The following is a 15,299-nucleotide window of genomic DNA, read 5'->3' on the forward strand; positions in this document are numbered from 1 at the left end:
CCCCGGCTGCCCTGTGGCCTGTCTCCCTCTCCAACCCCGCTGCGCGGGATCGGTTGCGCAGGTTCACCCGGTCGGCCGCGTGCCCGTCACACGGCCCGGGAGGTCAGGACACCACGTCCTTGCGCGCGAACCCCCGGAACGCCAGTGCGAACAGCACCAGCGCGTACGTCACGGACACCGACGCGCCCTGGATCATGCCGGACCACTCGGGGGTGGGCTGGACGGCGTCCGCCCAGGCGAACTGCCAGTGGGCGGGCAGGAAGTGCCGCCAGTCGCCGAGGGCGGTGACGGCGTCCAGGACGTTGCCGACGATGGTCAGGCCGACGGCTCCGCCGACCGCGCCCAGCGGGGCGTCGGTGCGGGTGGACAGCCAGAACGCCAGTGCGGCGGTGACCAGTTGCGACACGAACAGATACGCGACGATCACCACGAGCCGCCCGGCGGCGGTGCCCGGGTCGAGCGTGCCGCCGGTGGGGATGTGCAGCGGGCCCCAGCCGTAGGCGACGGTGCCGACGGCGAGCGCCACCACCGGCAGCAGCACCATCGCGGCGAGGCTCAGGCCCAGTCCGACGATCAGCTTGGACCACAGCAGCCGCATCCGGGGCACGGGCGCGGCGAGCAGGTAGCGCAGGGAGGACCAGCCGGCCTCGGAGGCGACGGTGTCCCCGCAGAACAGGGCGACCGGGATGACCAGCAGGAAGCCCGCAGACACGAAAAGGCTGACGGCGGCGAAGTTGGCCCCGGACGCGGTGGCCGTGTCCATCAGGTTGACGCGGGTGTTGCGGCCCTCGGGTTCGCCGCCGATCGCGAAGGCGGCCACCAGCACGAACGGCAGCAGGGCGAGGACCGCGCCCATGACGAGGGTGCGCCGCCGCTTGAGCTGGCGGACCAGCTCGACCCGCGGCGGCAGGGTGCGGCCGGCGCGGTAGCCGGCGGCGGTCTCCGCGGGGGCGGCGGGCCCGGGAGCCGTGGACTCCTCGGCCCGCTCGGTGAGCGCGCTCATGCGGATCCTCCGATCAGGGTGAGGAAGGCGTCCTCGAGGCGGCGGTGGGGGCCCACGGACGTCACGGGCACCTCCAGCCGGACCAGTTCCGCGATCAGTCCGGGGGCGGTGCCGTCGGCGCCGAGCCGGACCAGCAGCCCCTCGTCGGTGCGGACGGCGGACTCCACGCCGGGCAGCGCGGCGACCTTCTCGGCGAGGGGCTCCTCGACGGGCGTGACGGTGCCGACCAGGAGGGTGTCGCCGGAGCCGACGATGTCGTGCACCGGTCCGGCCTGGACCAGCCGGCCGCGGTCCATGACGACGAGGTGGGTGCAGGACTGCTCGACCTCCGCCAGCAGATGGCTGGAGACGATCACCGTGCGTCCGGCGGCCGCGTACCGGATCATCACCTCGCGCATCTCGCGGATCTGCGGCGGGTCGAGACCGTTGGTCGGTTCGTCGAGGATGAGCAGGTCGGGCAGGCCGAGCATGGCCTGGGCGATGGCGAGGCGCTGGCGCATGCCCTGCGAGTAGGTGCGCACGGCCCGGGCGAGCGCGTCGCCGAGGCCGGCGATCTCCAGGGCCTCGTCGAGGTGGGCGTCCTCGGGAGGACGGCCGGTGGCGGCCCAGTACAGCTCGAGGTTCTCCCGGCCGGACAGGTGCGGCAGGAAGCCGGCGCCCTCGACGAAGGCGCCGACCCGGGACAGCACGGGCGTGCCGGGACGCACGGCGTGGCCGAAGACGCGGATCTCGCCGTCGTCGGGCTTGATGAGGCCCATCAGCATGCGCAGCGTGGTGGTCTTGCCCGCGCCGTTGGGCCCGAGCAGGCCGAGCACCTGGCCCTTCTCCACCCGGAACGACAGGTCCCGTACGGCGTACCGGTCGGCGGAGCGGGCGTACCGCTTGCTCAGGCCGGTGATCTGGAGGGGGACGTCGGCCAGGTCCGGGTCGGGGGCCGGGGCGGTGGTGCGGCGGCGGGCGGTGAGGAGCAGCGCGAGGGCGGTCAAGGCGCCGGCGACGGGCAGCCACACCACCCATGCGGGCAGCGGGGCCGCGGCGGTGGTGACGCCGGGTGCGGTGGGCACCGTGAGGTCGCTCCTCAGGGACACGGTGTACGTCGCCGGGGCGGCCGGGGAGGCGTAGGCGAGGTCGGTGGAGGCGAGGACCAGGCGCAGCCGGTGGCCCTTGCGGATCTCGTGGTCGACGGCCGGGAGGGTGAGCTGCACGTCCTGGCCGGCGCGGGCGTCCTCGACGCGGAGGGGGGTGACGAGCTGGGAGGGCAGCACCTGCTGCCGGCCGTCCGGGCCGACGTCGTAGAGCTTGGCGAAGAGGACGGCGTCGTCGCTGGTGGATCTGACCCGTGCGGTGACGGTCGGGGAGCCGGTGATGTGCAGGTCGTGGGTGACGGGGGCGGACTCGAAACGGGCGTGCTGGCCCGGGAAGTCGAGGGAGACGCCGATGCCGAGGGAGGAGAGCTGGGAGAGGCCGCCGGAGCCGCCGATGCCGGGCAGGGCGGACACGGCGGGCGGGCTGGCGCCCGCCGGGTTGGCGAAGCGCTGCTCACGGCCCGTCAGCCGCACGGACCGCTCGCCGCTGTGCAGGCCCGGGTAGGCGTCGGCGCTCGCGCCGCGCAACTGGGCCTGACCGTCGGTGGAGTCGACGCCCCCGGTGCGGGTGACGCGGAAGGCGGGGCCGGTGTCGGCGCTCTCGTCGTCCTTGAGGTGGCGGTCGAACCAGGCGCGGACGCGCGCGTGCAGGCGGTCGGTCTCGGGGTCGCCGCCGTCGTGGCCGCCGGCCAGCCAGTCGACCGTGACGGGGGCGCCGTTGGCGCGGATCGCGCGAGCGGCGGCGTCGGCCTGGCCGAGCGGGAACAGCGAGTCGGTCTGCCCCTGCATCAGCAGCGTGGGCACGTCGATGCGGTCGGCGACGGCGGCCGGGGAGCGCGCCTCGAGGAGCGTGCGGGCCTGTGCGTCGGGGACGCCGGACTCGGCGACCCGCTCGTACATGGCGCACAGCTCGGGCTCGAAGCGGGCACAGCCGCCGCCGGACGTGACGAAGGCGCCGGCCCACAGCTTCTTGAACACGCCGCCCGGGAAGAGGGCTTCGGCGAGGTCGAAGTAGGTGATGGCGGGGGCGACGGCGTCGACGCGGTCGTCGTACCCGGCGCCGAGGAGGGCGATGGCCCCGCCGTAGGAGTTGCCGGCCATGCCGACGCGGGGGTCGCCGGTCTTGTCGAGGCGGACCTCGGGGCGCGTGGCCAGCCAGTCGACGAGCCGGGAGACGTCGGCGACCTCGCCCTCGGGGTCGTTCAGCCCGATCTTCCCGGTGGACTTCCCGAAGCCGCGCGCGGACCAGGTGAGGACGGCGTACCCGTCGCGGGCGAGGTCCTCGGCCTGCGCGCGGACGTCCTCCTTGCTGCCGCCGAAGCCGTGCCCGAGCAGCACGGCCGGGCGGCGGCCCTCGGGGCCCGCGGTGAAGAAGGAGGTGTCGATGCGCACCCCGTCGTCCGTGGCCATGACGCGGTCGGCGCGGCGTACCTGGGGCGGGTCGTCGGAGGCGACGGCGGTCCAGGTGCCGGCCCCGGCGAGCACGACCACGGCGGCCGCGGCGGCGAGGGCACGCCGGGGCCGCGGCCGCCGGAGGCGGGGCAGTCGAAGATCCATGCGTCAACCGTACGGGGTCTCCCTGTCGGTCCGTTGTCGACCGGAGACCGAACCGGGGGACCTCCCGGAGGCGTACGCGGGTGTGGCCGCGTACCGCGGTCGCGGTACACGGCCACACCCCCCCTGAGCGGGCTCAGTGGTTGCGGGGGAAGCCCAGGTCGACGCCGGACGGCGCGTCCGCCGGGTCGGGCCAGCGGGTGGTGACGACCTTTCCGCGGGTGTAGAAGTGCGTGCCGTCGTTGCCGTAGATGTGGTGGTCGCCGAAGAGGGAGTCCTTCCAGCCGCCGAAGGAGTGGTAGCCGACGGGGACCGGGATCGGGACGTTGACGCCGACCATGCCGGCCTCGACCTCGAGCTGGAAGCGGCGGGCGGCGCCGCCGTCGCGGGTGAAGATGGCCGTGCCGTTGCCGTACGGCGAGGCGTTGACGATGTCCAGGGCCTCCTCGTACGTGTCGGCGCGCAGCACGCACAGGACGGGGCCGAAGATCTCGTCCTGGTAGGCCTTGGCGGTGGTCGGCACCTTGTCGAGCAGGGAGATGCCGATCCAGTGGCCGTTCTCGTGGCCGTCGACGGTGTAGCCGGTGCCGTCCAGGACGACCTCGGCACCCTCGTCGGCCGCGCCGGCGACGTAGGAGGCGACCTTGTCCCGGTGGGTCGCGGTGATCAGCGGACCCATCTCGGAGGCGGGGTCGTCTCCGGGGCCGATCTTGATCTTCTCGGCGCGCTCGCGGATCTTCTCCACCAGCTCGTCGCCGATCGCGCCGACGGCGACGACCGCGGAGATCGCCATGCAGCGCTCGCCGGCCGAGCCGTAGGCGGCGGACACGGCGGCGTCGGCGGCCGCGTCGAGGTCGGCGTCGGGCAGCACCAGCATGTGGTTCTTGGCGCCGCCGAGCGCCTGGACGCGCTTGCCGTTGGCGGAGGCGGTGGTGTGGATGTAGCGGGCGATGGGCGTGGAGCCGACGAAGGACACGGCCTTGACGTCCGGGTGCTCCAGCAGGCGGTCCACGGCCACCTTGTCGCCGTGCACGACGTTGAACACGCCCTCGGGCAGTCCGGCCTCGGCGAGCAGCTCGGCGAGGCGGACGGAGGCGGACGGGTCCTTCTCGCTGGGCTTCAGCACGAAGGTGTTGCCGCAGGCGATGGCGAGGGGGAACATCCACATCGGAACCATCGCCGGGAAGTTGAACGGGGTGATGCCGGCGACCACGCCGAGCGGCTGGCGGATGGACGCCACGTCCACGCGGCTGGCCACCTGGGTGGACAGCTCGCCCTTGAGCTGGACGTTGATGCCACAGGCCAGGTCGACGATCTCCAGGCCGCGCGCCACCTCGCCGAGGGCGTCGGAGTGCACCTTGCCGTGCTCGGCGGTGATCAGCTCGGCGATCTCGTCGCGGTGGGCGTCGAGCAGGGCGCGGAACTTGAAGAGGACCGAGGTGCGCTGCGCGAGGGAGGACTGGCCCCAGGTGCGGAACGCCTCCTTGGCGGCGGCTACCGCGGCGTCGACCTCCTCGACGGAGGCGAAGGCGACCTTGGTGGTGACCTCGCCGGTCGCCGGGTTCGTCACCGGGCCGTAGGTTCCCGAGGCGCCTTCGGCGGTCTTGCCGCCGATCCAGTGGTTGACGATCTTCGTCATGACCGAGAACTCCTTCGCAGATGGCGGCGTCGGGTGGAGACGTGCCGTTCGTACAGCTCGTGCGGTGGTGCCGCGGGCGGGCGCGCCGCGGCGGCGGCCACGGGTCCATCCCACCAGGGCCGGGGTGCCGGGCGGGCCCGACACTGTGTCGGCCGTTCGGGTCCCCGAGTGGACACATGGGTCCCGGGGGCGGGCGTCCGGGACGGTGCCTCCGGCGCGGGGCCGCGGCGGGCGGGGAGTTGTCGCTCGCACCTCGCTCCTGCCAAAGCGAGGCGGCCTCCCGCGCCGGAGGCGATCTGTGACGGGGCGACACCGTGGACGCCCCGACGGCCGGGAAGCGCCCGGCGGCGGTGGAGGCTCGCCATGACGCTCCCTTCGGACGTCTCGTCCGCCCTGCGGGGTCCGAGGGCTCTCCCCGGTTCTAGCCCCGCCCATGAAGCCCTGTCAATGTTTTGTCCGGACATTCGGACGAGAACATGTGCGGGAGCGGCCGGACGGCGCTCCGGCAGGAGTCCGGAAGGGGTTCCGGTTCCGGCCCGGAAGGGGCGCCGGTACGCGCTCGGGTGTCGGCCGGAAGGGGGCGCCGGAACGTGCTCGGGCGTCGGCCCGGAAGGCGGCACCGATATGTACTCGGGCGTCGGCCCGGAAGGCGCCGCCGGTACGCGCTCGGGTGTCCGGGAGTCAATGCGCCCCGCCGGTGTGCCGGTGTGCGCCTGTGCGTCACTCCTGTCACAAACACTCCCGTCGCGTCACGGGCGTCACACGCGGGCGGCCCTTCCGTCACACCCGCGCACGAGCCCTCTCCGTGAGCGGACCGGCTCGTTCTCCCGCACGACGCTGTCGATCGCCAGCGCACGCCCGGCTCCCCCTGACGGCCACCCCGGCCGCCGCCGTGGCGGGCGCGGGGAGGTGCACACATGACCGAGCTGTGGTCGTACAAGGACATCGCGGCCCACATCAAGGTGCAGCCGGACACCGTGCGTTCCTACCGCAAGCACGGCTTGCTGCCGCCGCCGGACCGGGTGGAGGGCGGGAAGCCCTACTGGTATCCCGACACGGTCCGCCGCTGGGTCGCCGCGCGTCCCAGCAACCGCCGGGGCTGACCACCGCGGCACGAGGACGCCGTGCCCCCGCGCCGACCACGCGGGGACACGGCGTCCGTGCGTGCGCTCAGCGCCAGGGTTCGATCACCGTCACCCCGGTCCCGGCCCCGGCGGCAGGAACGGTGTCCATCGCGCCGACCACGCGTAGGCACCGCGTCCGTGCGTGCGCTCAGCGCCAGGGTTCGATCACCGTCACCCCGGTCCCGGCCCCGGCGGCAGGAACGGTGTCCATCGCGTCGACCACGCGTAGGCACCGCGTCCGTGCGTGCGCTCAGCGCCAGGGTTCGATCACCGTCACCCCGGCGGCCGGGGCGGTGTCCATCGCCGCCAGCGCCTCGGGCACCGCGTCCAGACCGATCACCGAGGTCACCAGCAGGTCGGGGCGGAGCACCCCGGCGCGCACCAGGTCCAGCATCGGCGGGTAGGCGTGGGCGGCCATGCCGTGGCTGCCGAGGATCTCCAGCTCCAGGGCGACGGCGCGGGCCATGGGCACGGGCGTGGTGCCCGTCTCCGAGGGGAGCAGGCCCACCTGCACGTGCCGGCCCCGCCTACGCAGGCCGTTCACCGAGGCGGCACAGGTGACGGCCGCGCCCAGGGCGTCCAGGGAGAGGTGGGCGCCGCCGCCGGTCAGTTCACGGACCGCGGCGGCGGGGTCGTCCACCGCGGCGGCGTCCACGCACTCCGCCGCGCCGAACCTACGGGCCAGATCGAGGGCGCCCGGCGACACGTCGACCGCGACCACGCGTGCGCCGGCCGCCGCCGCGATCATCACCGCGGACAGTCCGACGCCCCCGCAGCCGTGCACCGCCACCCACTCGCCCGCCGCGACCCGGCCCTGCTGGACCACGGCCCGGTAGGCGGTGGCGAAACGGCAGCCGAGGGAGGCGGCGGTGGCGTACGCCATGCCGTCGGGGACGGCGACCAGGTTCACGTCGGCGTGGTCGAGGGCCACGTACTGGGCGAAGGAACCCCAGTGGGTGAAGCCGGGCTGGGTCTGGCGCTCGCACACCTGCTGATCGCCCGCCGCGCAGGCGGGGCAGGAGCCGCAGGCGCAGACGAACGGCACGGTGACCCGGTCCCCGGCGCGCCGGCGGACGACCCGGGGTCCGACCGCCTCGACCACTCCGGCGAGCTCGTGGCCGGGGACGTGCGGGAGGACGACGTCCGGGTCGTGGCCCTGCCAGGCGTGCCAGTCGCTGCGGCACAGGCCGGTGGCCTCCACGCGGACCACGACCCCGTGCTCCGCCGGCTGCGGGTCCGCGACCTCACGCACCTCGGCCGGCTCCCCGTACCGCTCGAACACCACCGCTCGCATGCCAGGTCCCGCCTTCCGGTGATCGCCGCTGTCGGCGGAACGCTATCCCGCTGCCGCGGAGTGCGGGCCACGGGCGTCCCCGGTCGGTTCCCCGGCCGCTCGTGCGTCCGTGCGTGCGGGCCGGGGGCCGCCCGCACGCACGGACGACCGGACAGGCGCGTGGATCCTCCGGACAGGCGCGGGGTTCCTCGCGCGCCCACGAGGGCGGGGACGGACTCCCGGGGCCCCCGGGGTGCCGGCGACCGGAGCACCTCAGGGCATCGCCGGGGCGCGCCCGAGCGCGCAGTCCAGACGGCGGACGGGCGCCCGCCCTCAACCTGGATTCATACCCCCTAGGGGTATAGTGTGGAAGTGCGGGGTCCTCAGGACCCCCTCCTGACCCCCTGCACACCCGCAACGCCCCGACGAGGAGAACGACATGACGTCCCAGACCGACACCCAGGGTTCCGTCACCACCGTCTACAAGGTGACCGGGATGAGCTGCGGGCACTGCGAGGGCGCCGTCTCCGGCGAGATCTCCCAGCTCCCCGGCGTCAGCTCGGTGACGGCCGTCGCCTCCTCCGGCGAGGTGACCGTGGTCTCCGCCGCCCCGCTCGACGAGGCCGCCGTGCGCGCCGCCGTCGACGAGGCCGGCTTCGAGCTGGCCGGCACGGTCTGATCCGGAGCCGCACGCCTCCGACAGCACCCCGCGCGGCGTGAGCCGGGCCGCACCGGCCACCCGGAGCCCGGCCCGGCCCGCCGCCGCCCGCATCCCGGACGTCCCAGGAGCACGGACATGACCAGCACCACCGCACCCGAGGCGCCCGCCGCCGCCGGGCAGCCGGCCCTCTCGGAGGTCGAGCTGCTCATCGGCGGGATGACCTGCGCCTCCTGCGCGGCCCGCGTCGAGAAGAAGCTCAACCGCATGGACGGCGTCACCGCCACGGTGAACTACGCGACCGAGAAGGCCCGGATCTCGTATCCGCCGGGCATCGAGGTCGCCGATCTGATCACCACGGTGGTGAAGACCGGTTACACCGCCGAGGAGCCGGCGCCCCCGCGCCAGGACGACGAGGGCGACACCGTCTCGGGGGCCGACCCGGAGACGGCGGCCCTGCGCGCGCGTCTGGTCGTCTCCGCGCTGCTCTCGTTGCCGGTCGTCCTGCTGGCGATGGTTCCGTCCCTGCAGTTCGACAACTGGCAGTGGCTCTCCCTCACCCTCGCCGCGCCGGTCGTGGTGTGGGGCGCCGCCCCCTTCCACCGGGCCGCCTGGACCAACCTCCGGCACGGCGCGGCCACCATGGACACCCTGGTCTCCGTCGGCACGCTGGCCGCGTTCGGCTGGTCGCTGTGGGCGCTGTTCCTGGGCGACGCGGGCGAGCCGGGCATGCGGCACCCCTTCGAGCTGACCGTGTCCCGCGCCGACGGGGCCTCCATGATCTACCTGGAGGTCGCCGCCGGCGTCACCACGTTCATCCTGCTCGGCCGCTATCTGGAGGTCCGCTCCAAGCGTCAGGCGGGCGCCGCGCTGCGGGCACTGATGGAGCTGGGCGCCAAGGACGTCACCGTCCTGAGGGACGGGCGTGAGGTGCGGGTGCCGGCCGAGCGGCTGGCCGTGGGCGACCGGTTCGTGGTGCGCCCCGGGGAGAAGATCGCCACCGACGGCACGGTCGTCGAGGGCTCCTCCGCCGTGGACGCGTCCATGCTGACCGGCGAGTCCGTGCCGGTGGACGTGAGCGTCGGCGACACCGTCACCGGCGCCACCGTCAACGCGGGCGGCCGGCTGGTCGTCGAGGCCACCCGGATCGGCGCGGACACCCAGCTCGCGCGGATGGCGAAGCTGGTGGAGGACGCGCAGACCGGCAAGGCGCAGGTGCAGCGGCTCGCCGACCGGATCGCCGGGGTGTTCGTGCCGGTGGTACTGCTGATCGCGGCCGCCACCTTCGGGCTGTGGCTCGGCAACACCGGGGACACGGTCGCCGCGTTCACCGCGGCCGTCGCCGTACTGATCATCGCCTGCCCCTGCGCGCTCGGCCTCGCCACGCCGACCGCGCTGATGGTCGGCACCGGGCGGGGCGCCCAGCTCGGCATCCTCATCAAGGGCCCCGAGGTGCTGGAGTCCACCCGGCGCGTGGACACGGTCGTCCTGGACAAGACAGGCACCGTCACCACCGGCCGGATGTCCCTGCGGGCGGTGCACACCGCCGAGGGCACCGATGAGCGGGAGCTGCTGCGGCTCACGGGCGCCCTGGAGCACGCCTCCGAGCACCCGGTGGCCCGTGCGGTGGCCGCGGGCGCCGAGGAGCGCGTGGGCACGCTGCCCGAGGTGGAGCGGTTCGAGAACGTCCCCGGCCGGGGCGTGCGCGGGCGCGTGGAGGGCCGCGAGGTGGCCGTGGGGCGGCTGTCCGAGGTGTTCGGGGAGCTGCCGCCGGAGCTGGCGCGGGCCAAGGAGGACGCCGAGCGTGCCGGGCACACCGCGGTGGTGGCCGGCTGGGACGGGACGGCACGCGGCGTCCTCGCCGTCGCCGACACGGTGAAGGAGACCAGCGCCGAGGCGGTCCGCGAACTGCGGGCGCTGGGCCTGACGCCGGTGCTGCTGACCGGCGACAACCGGGCGGTGGCCGAGGCGGTCGCACGCACCGTCGGCATCGACGAGGACCGGGTGATCGCCGAGGTGCTGCCCGAGGACAAGGCCGACGTGGTGCGGCGGCTTCAGGACGAGGGGCGCAGCGTCGCCATGGTCGGCGACGGCGTCAACGACGCGGCCGCGCTGGCCGTCGCCGATCTGGGTCTGGCCCTGGGCACCGGCACGGACGCGGCGATCGAGGCGGGCGACCTGACCCTGGCCCGCGGCGACCTGAGGGTGGCGGCGGACGCGATACGGCTGTCCCGGCGCACCCTGTCCACGATCAAGGGCAACCTCGTGTGGGCCTTCGGCTACAACGTGGCCGCACTGCCGCTGGCCGCGGCCGGACTGCTCAACCCGATGATCGCCGGGGCCGCCATGGCCTTCTCGTCGGTCTTCGTGGTGACCAACAGTCTGCGGCTCCGGTCATTTCATTGATGTCTCAAGTTGGGCAGTACCCCTGGAGTCCGGTAAGACCCTCACATAAGCTCTTCACAAGCCTCGCGCATCTTCCTTACGCTTGGGTCTCGTGAGAGGTTTGCGGGCTCCTGCGCACTGTGGGGACAGATGCAAGAGACGCAGATCACAGTGATCTGAACGTAACCATCGAAGGGGTTCGAAGGTCTAAGTTGGCGATGTCGGGCAGCGTCTTGGGGGGCGCTTCCTGACATCTGGAGATGTCTTGGGGGACTTCTCCAGAGATTGCGTTGCCGGGGCACGTGCCAGGGAAGCTTTGAGCGGCCCTCCCGACGTGCGTTGTCCCGGCAGACCGCACACCGACGAGTGCGACGGGTTCAGGTCCGTCCGTGCTCACACAGCGATTCAGGCGCTGTCCTCACAAGCGCCCGGCCGGATCCCGTGGGGGGAATCCGCACCGGGACATGGGAAGGCGCCCTGGTTCGTCGGCCCGTGGGGGGACCGGCGGCCGGGGCGCCTTTTCCTCTCGTGTCCTTTTTCTTCGCAGTGGTGCAACGCGCCCAAAGGGGCGCGGGGAACTGCGCGATAAGCCGAAGCCGACCCGCAGCCGCCCACACCCCTTCAGCGACGAACCCTTAGGCGCTTACGCGCACAACACCCGCACCGGCAGGTGTCAGCGCTCCTCGACGGGCACGAAGTCCCGCTCGACCACACCCGTGTAGATCTGACGCGGGCGCCCGATCCGCGACCCCGGCTCCTTGATCATCTCGTGCCACTGGGCGATCCAGCCCGGCAGGCGGCCGAGGGCGAAGAGGACCGTGAACATCTCGGTCGGGAAGCCCATGGCCCGGTAGATCAGACCGGTGTAGAAGTCCACGTTCGGGTAGAGGCTGCGCGAGACGAAGTAGTCGTCGGAGAGCGCGTGCTCCTCCAGCTTGAGCGCGATGTCCAGCAGCTCGTCGGACTTGCCGAGGGCGGACAGCACGTCGTGCGCGGCAGCCTTGATGATCTTGGCGCGCGGGTCGAAGTTCTTGTAGACCCGGTGGCCGAAGCCCATCAGGCGGACGCCGTCCTCCTTGTTCTTCACCTTGCGGATGAAGGTGTCGACGTCACCGCCGTTGTCGCGGATGCCCTCGAGCATCTCCAGCACCGACTGGTTGGCGCCGCCGTGCAGCGGGCCCCACAGGGCGTTGATGCCGGCGGAGATCGAGGCGAACATGTTCGCCTGCGAGGAGCCGACCAGGCGGACCGTGGAGGTCGAGCAGTTCTGCTCGTGGTCCGCGTGCAGGATCAGCAGCTTGTCCAGGGCGGAGACGACCACCGGGTCGAGCTCGTACTCCTGCGCCGGGACGGAGAACGTCATGCGCAGGAAGTTCTCGACATAGCCGAGGTCGTTGCGCGGGTAGACGAACGGGTGGCCGACCGACTTCTTGTAGGCGTAGGCCGCGATCGTCGGAAGCTTGGCGAGCAGACGGATGGTGGAGAGGTTGCGCTGCTGCTCGTCGAACGGGTTGTGGCTGTCCTGGTAGAACGTCGACAGCGCGGAGACCACCGAGGACAGCATGGCCATCGGGTGGGCGTCGCGCGGAAAGCCCCGGTAGAAGTTCTTGACGTCCTCGTGCAGCAGGGTGTGCTGCGTGATGTCGTCCTTGAAGCCCGCCAGCTGGTCGACGGTCGGCAGCTCGCCGTTGATCAGCAGGTAGGCGACCTCCAGGAAGGTGGAGCGCTCGGCCAGCTGCTCGATCGGGTAGCCGCGGTACCGGAGGATGCCGGCCTCGCCGTCGAGATAGGTGATCGCGGATTTGTAGGCGGCGGTGTTGCCGTAGCCGCTGTCCAGCGTCACCAGACCGGTCTGGGCGCGGAGCTTCCCGATGTCGAAGCCCTTGTCACCGACGGTGCTGTCGATCACCGGGTAGGTGTACTCGCTGCCGTCGTACCGCAGTACTACAGAGTTGTCGCTCACGTCTTCCCTCACCGACGTTGTGCCTCATCTTCGAGGTGCCCTGACTGTCTCTACCATCCCCCACTCGGCTCAGGAGAGTGCACTCGGGGTCGACCATCGGGCCTATTGGCGGCACTGAGTGCCGCCAACTTGCCCATCCTGCCCCCTGTGTTCCCCATCCGGAAGCCCTCTGTGACCTTCACGACTCGTTTGATCGATCATTTTTTGGTGACGGTGCCCTCACAGCGGCGTCCGCCCCCGCCGAGAGGCGGTTCCCTCCGGGTCCCCCGCGTGACGACGTGGAACCGGCGAGACGCATGTCGAGGGCCGTGCAGCGGCGTCCGGCGGACAGCGTGCGCACCGCCTGGCCGATGGCCTTGCGGGAGCCGACCAGGACGACGAGCTTCCGGGCCCGGGTGACCGCCGTGTAGAGCAGGTTGCGCTGGAGCATCATCCACGCACCCGTGGTGACGGGGATGACGACCGCCGGGTACTCGCTGCCCTGGGAGCGGTGGATGGTCAAGGCGTAGGCGTGCGCCAGTTCGTCCAGCTCGTCGAAGTCGTACGGCACCTCCTCGTCCTCGTCGGTCAGCACGGTCAGGCGCTGGTCGACGGGGTCGAGCGAGGTGACGACGCCGACGGTGCCGTTGAAGACGCCGTTGGCGCCCTTCTCGTAGTTGTTGCGGATCTGGGTGACCTTGTCGCCGACGCGGAACACCCGGCCGCCGAACCGCTTCTCGGGCAGGTCGGGGCGGGCGGGGGTGACGGCCTGCTGCAACAACCCGTTGAGCGTGCCCGCGCCGGCCGGGCCGCGGTGCATGGGGGCGAGGACCTGCACGTCCCGGCGCGGGTCGAGGCCGAACTTCGCGGGGACGCGCCGGGCCGCGACGTCGACGGTCAGCCGCCCGGCCTCCTCGGTGTCGTCCTCGACGAAGAGGAAGAAGTCCTTCATGCCCTCGGTGACGGGGTGCTTGCCGGCGTTGATCCGGTGCGCGTTGGTGACCACGCCGGACTGCTGGGCCTGACGGAAGACGCGGGTGAGGCGGACGGCGGGGACGGGGCCGCCGTCGGCGAGCAGATCCCGGAGCACCTCGCCCGCGCCGACGCTGGGCAGCTGGTCGACGTCCCCGACGAACAGCAGGTGGGCGCCCGGCGGCACGGCCTTGACCAGTTTGTTCGCCAGCAGCAGGTCCAGCATGGACGCCTCGTCGACCACGACGAGATCGGCGTCCAGCGGCCGGTCCCGGTCGTACGCCGCGTCCCCGCCGGGCTTGAGCTCCAGCAGCCGGTGCACGGTGGACGCCTCGGCGCCGGTCAGCTCGGCGAGCCGTTTGGCGGCGCGGCCGGTCGGCGCGGCGAGCACCACCTTCGCCCTCTTGGCGCGGGCCAGCTCGACGATCGACCGTACGGTGAAGGACTTCCCGCAACCCGGCCCGCCGGTCAGCACGGCCACCTTCTGCGTCAACGCCAGCTTGACCGCGGCCTCCTGTTCGGGCGCCAGGTCCGTCCCCGTACGGCCGCGCAGCCAGCCGAGCGCCTTGTCCCACGCCACGTTCCGGAACGCTGGCATCCGGTCCTGATCGGTGCGCAGCAGCCGCATCAGCTGGGAGGCGAGGGCGACTTCGGCGCGGTGGAACGGCACCAGGTAGACGGCGGTGACGGGGTCGCCGCCGTCCGGGTCGGGCACCTTCTCCCGTACGACACCGGGGTCCTCCCCCGGGTCCTCCGGCTCGGCGGCCAGTTCGGCGAGGCACTCGATGACCAGGCCGGTGTCCACCTGGAGCAGCTTCACCGCGTCCGCGATCAGCTTCTCCTCGGGGAGGTAGCAGTGCCCCTGGTCGGTGGCCTGCGACAGGGCGTACTGGAGGCCCGCCTTCACGCGGTCCGGGCTGTCGTGGGGAATGCCGACCGACTGGGCGATCTTGTCGGCGGTGAGGAAGCCGATGCCCCAGACGTCGGCGGCGAGCCGGTAGGGCTGGTTCTTCACCACGGAGATGGAGGCGTCGCCGTACTTCTTGTAGATGCGCACGGCGATGGAGGTGGAGACCTCGACGGTCTGGAGGAAGAGCATGACCTCCTTGATCGCCTTCTGCTCCTCCCAGGCGTCGGCGATCTTCCTGGTCCGCTTGGGCCCGAGCCCGGGGACCTCGATGAGCCGCTTCGGCTCCTCCTCGATGACGCGGAGCGTGTCCGTGCCGAAGTGCTGGGTGATCCGGTCGGCGAAGACGGGCCCGATGCCCTTCACCAGCCCCGAGCCGAGGTAGCGGCGGATGCCCTGGACGGTGGCGGGCAGCACGGTCGTGTAGTTCTCGACGTGGAACTGCTTGCCGTACTGGGGGTGCGACCCCCACCGCCCCTCCATCCGCAGCGACTCCCCCACCTGGGCGCCGAGCAGCGCGCCGACGACGGTGAGCAGGTCGTTGCCGCCGCGGCCGGTGTCGACGCGGGCGACGGTGTAGCCGTTCTCCTCGTTGGCGTAGGTGATGCGCTCCAACACGCCTTCGAGCGTGGCGAGCCGGCGTTCGCCGGGGGCGGCGGCTGCGGACTGGTTGGACATGATCCGACGGTACCGGTGAGGTGTGACAGGGGGTGAGCCGTACTCGGCCCGCCGTCGCGAACGGTGACGGCGAGGGCGT

At 72.6% G+C, this 15,299-nt stretch carries 9 protein-coding genes and 1 pseudogene; 3 read left to right on the plus strand and 7 right to left on the minus strand.

Going from position 1 to position 15,299, the window contains the following annotated elements; all coding sequences use genetic code 11:
• Positions 1-103: 103 nt before the first annotated feature.
• The 4 genes and pseudogenes from MTR79_RS28300 to MTR79_RS28315 all read right to left on the minus strand — a co-directional run.
• The gene (locus tag MTR79_RS28300; RefSeq protein WP_048457815.1) at positions 104-1,003 is read right to left on the minus strand and encodes an ABC transporter permease; all 900 of its coding nucleotides are present in this window, start codon (positions 1,001-1,003) and stop codon (positions 104-106) included.
• Entirely contained in the window at positions 1,000-3,645 is a 2,646-nt protein-coding gene (locus tag MTR79_RS28305) for an alpha/beta fold hydrolase (RefSeq protein ID WP_244792240.1), read from the minus strand. Before MTR79_RS28305 ends, MTR79_RS28300 begins: the two co-directional genes overlap by 4 nt.
• A 133-nt stretch (positions 3,646-3,778) precedes the next feature.
• Entirely contained in the window at positions 3,779-5,281 is a 1,503-nt protein-coding gene (gene mmsA / locus MTR79_RS28310) for a CoA-acylating methylmalonate-semialdehyde dehydrogenase (protein ID WP_114873802.1), read from the minus strand.
• Between the two features lie 203 nt (positions 5,282-5,484).
• Positions 5,485-5,583 (minus strand): annotated as a pseudogene (locus MTR79_RS28315) (5-deoxy-glucuronate isomerase); the annotation flags it as partial.
• 615 nt (positions 5,584-6,198) lie between these two features.
• Here MTR79_RS28315 and MTR79_RS28320 point away from each other — a divergent pair.
• On the plus strand, positions 6,199-6,384 hold the full coding sequence (locus MTR79_RS28320) for a MerR family DNA-binding transcriptional regulator (RefSeq protein ID WP_048457812.1): 186 nt from the start codon (positions 6,199-6,201) through the stop codon (positions 6,382-6,384).
• A gap of 271 nt (positions 6,385-6,655) precedes the next feature.
• Here the strand turns inward: MTR79_RS28320 and MTR79_RS28325 are convergent, their stop codons facing one another.
• Positions 6,656-7,699 carry a zinc-dependent alcohol dehydrogenase family protein gene (locus tag MTR79_RS28325; RefSeq protein WP_086703977.1) on the minus strand — a complete coding sequence of 348 codons (1,044 nt, stop codon included), beginning with the start codon at positions 7,697-7,699 and terminating at the stop codon, positions 6,656-6,658.
• A 418-nt stretch (positions 7,700-8,117) separates the two neighbouring features.
• On the opposite strand from MTR79_RS28325, the gene MTR79_RS28330 reads away from it, so the two are divergent.
• Together MTR79_RS28330 and MTR79_RS28335 are read left to right on the plus strand one after the other, a co-directional pair.
• Complete coding sequence (locus MTR79_RS28330) at positions 8,118-8,357, plus strand: heavy-metal-associated domain-containing protein (protein WP_006136275.1); 240 nt, start codon at positions 8,118-8,120, stop codon at positions 8,355-8,357.
• Between the two features lie 117 nt (positions 8,358-8,474).
• On the plus strand, positions 8,475-10,742 hold the full coding sequence (locus MTR79_RS28335) for a heavy metal translocating P-type ATPase (protein WP_244792241.1): 2,268 nt from the start codon (positions 8,475-8,477) through the stop codon (positions 10,740-10,742).
• A gap of 652 nt (positions 10,743-11,394) precedes the next feature.
• Here the strand turns inward: MTR79_RS28335 and MTR79_RS28340 are convergent.
• Positions 11,395-12,684 (minus strand): citrate synthase, encoded by a 1,290-nt coding sequence (locus MTR79_RS28340; protein WP_086703974.1) that lies wholly within the window; start codon positions 12,682-12,684, stop codon positions 11,395-11,397.
• Between the two features lie 178 nt (positions 12,685-12,862).
• Entirely contained in the window at positions 12,863-15,220 is a 2,358-nt protein-coding gene (locus MTR79_RS28345; protein WP_244792242.1) for an ATP-dependent RecD-like DNA helicase, read from the minus strand.
• Positions 15,221-15,299 lie beyond the last annotated feature (79 nt).

Source organism: Streptomyces sp. BJ20, from assembly GCF_022869105.1.
Lineage (GTDB): Bacteria > Actinomycetota > Actinomycetes > Streptomycetales > Streptomycetaceae > Streptomyces > Streptomyces griseoincarnatus.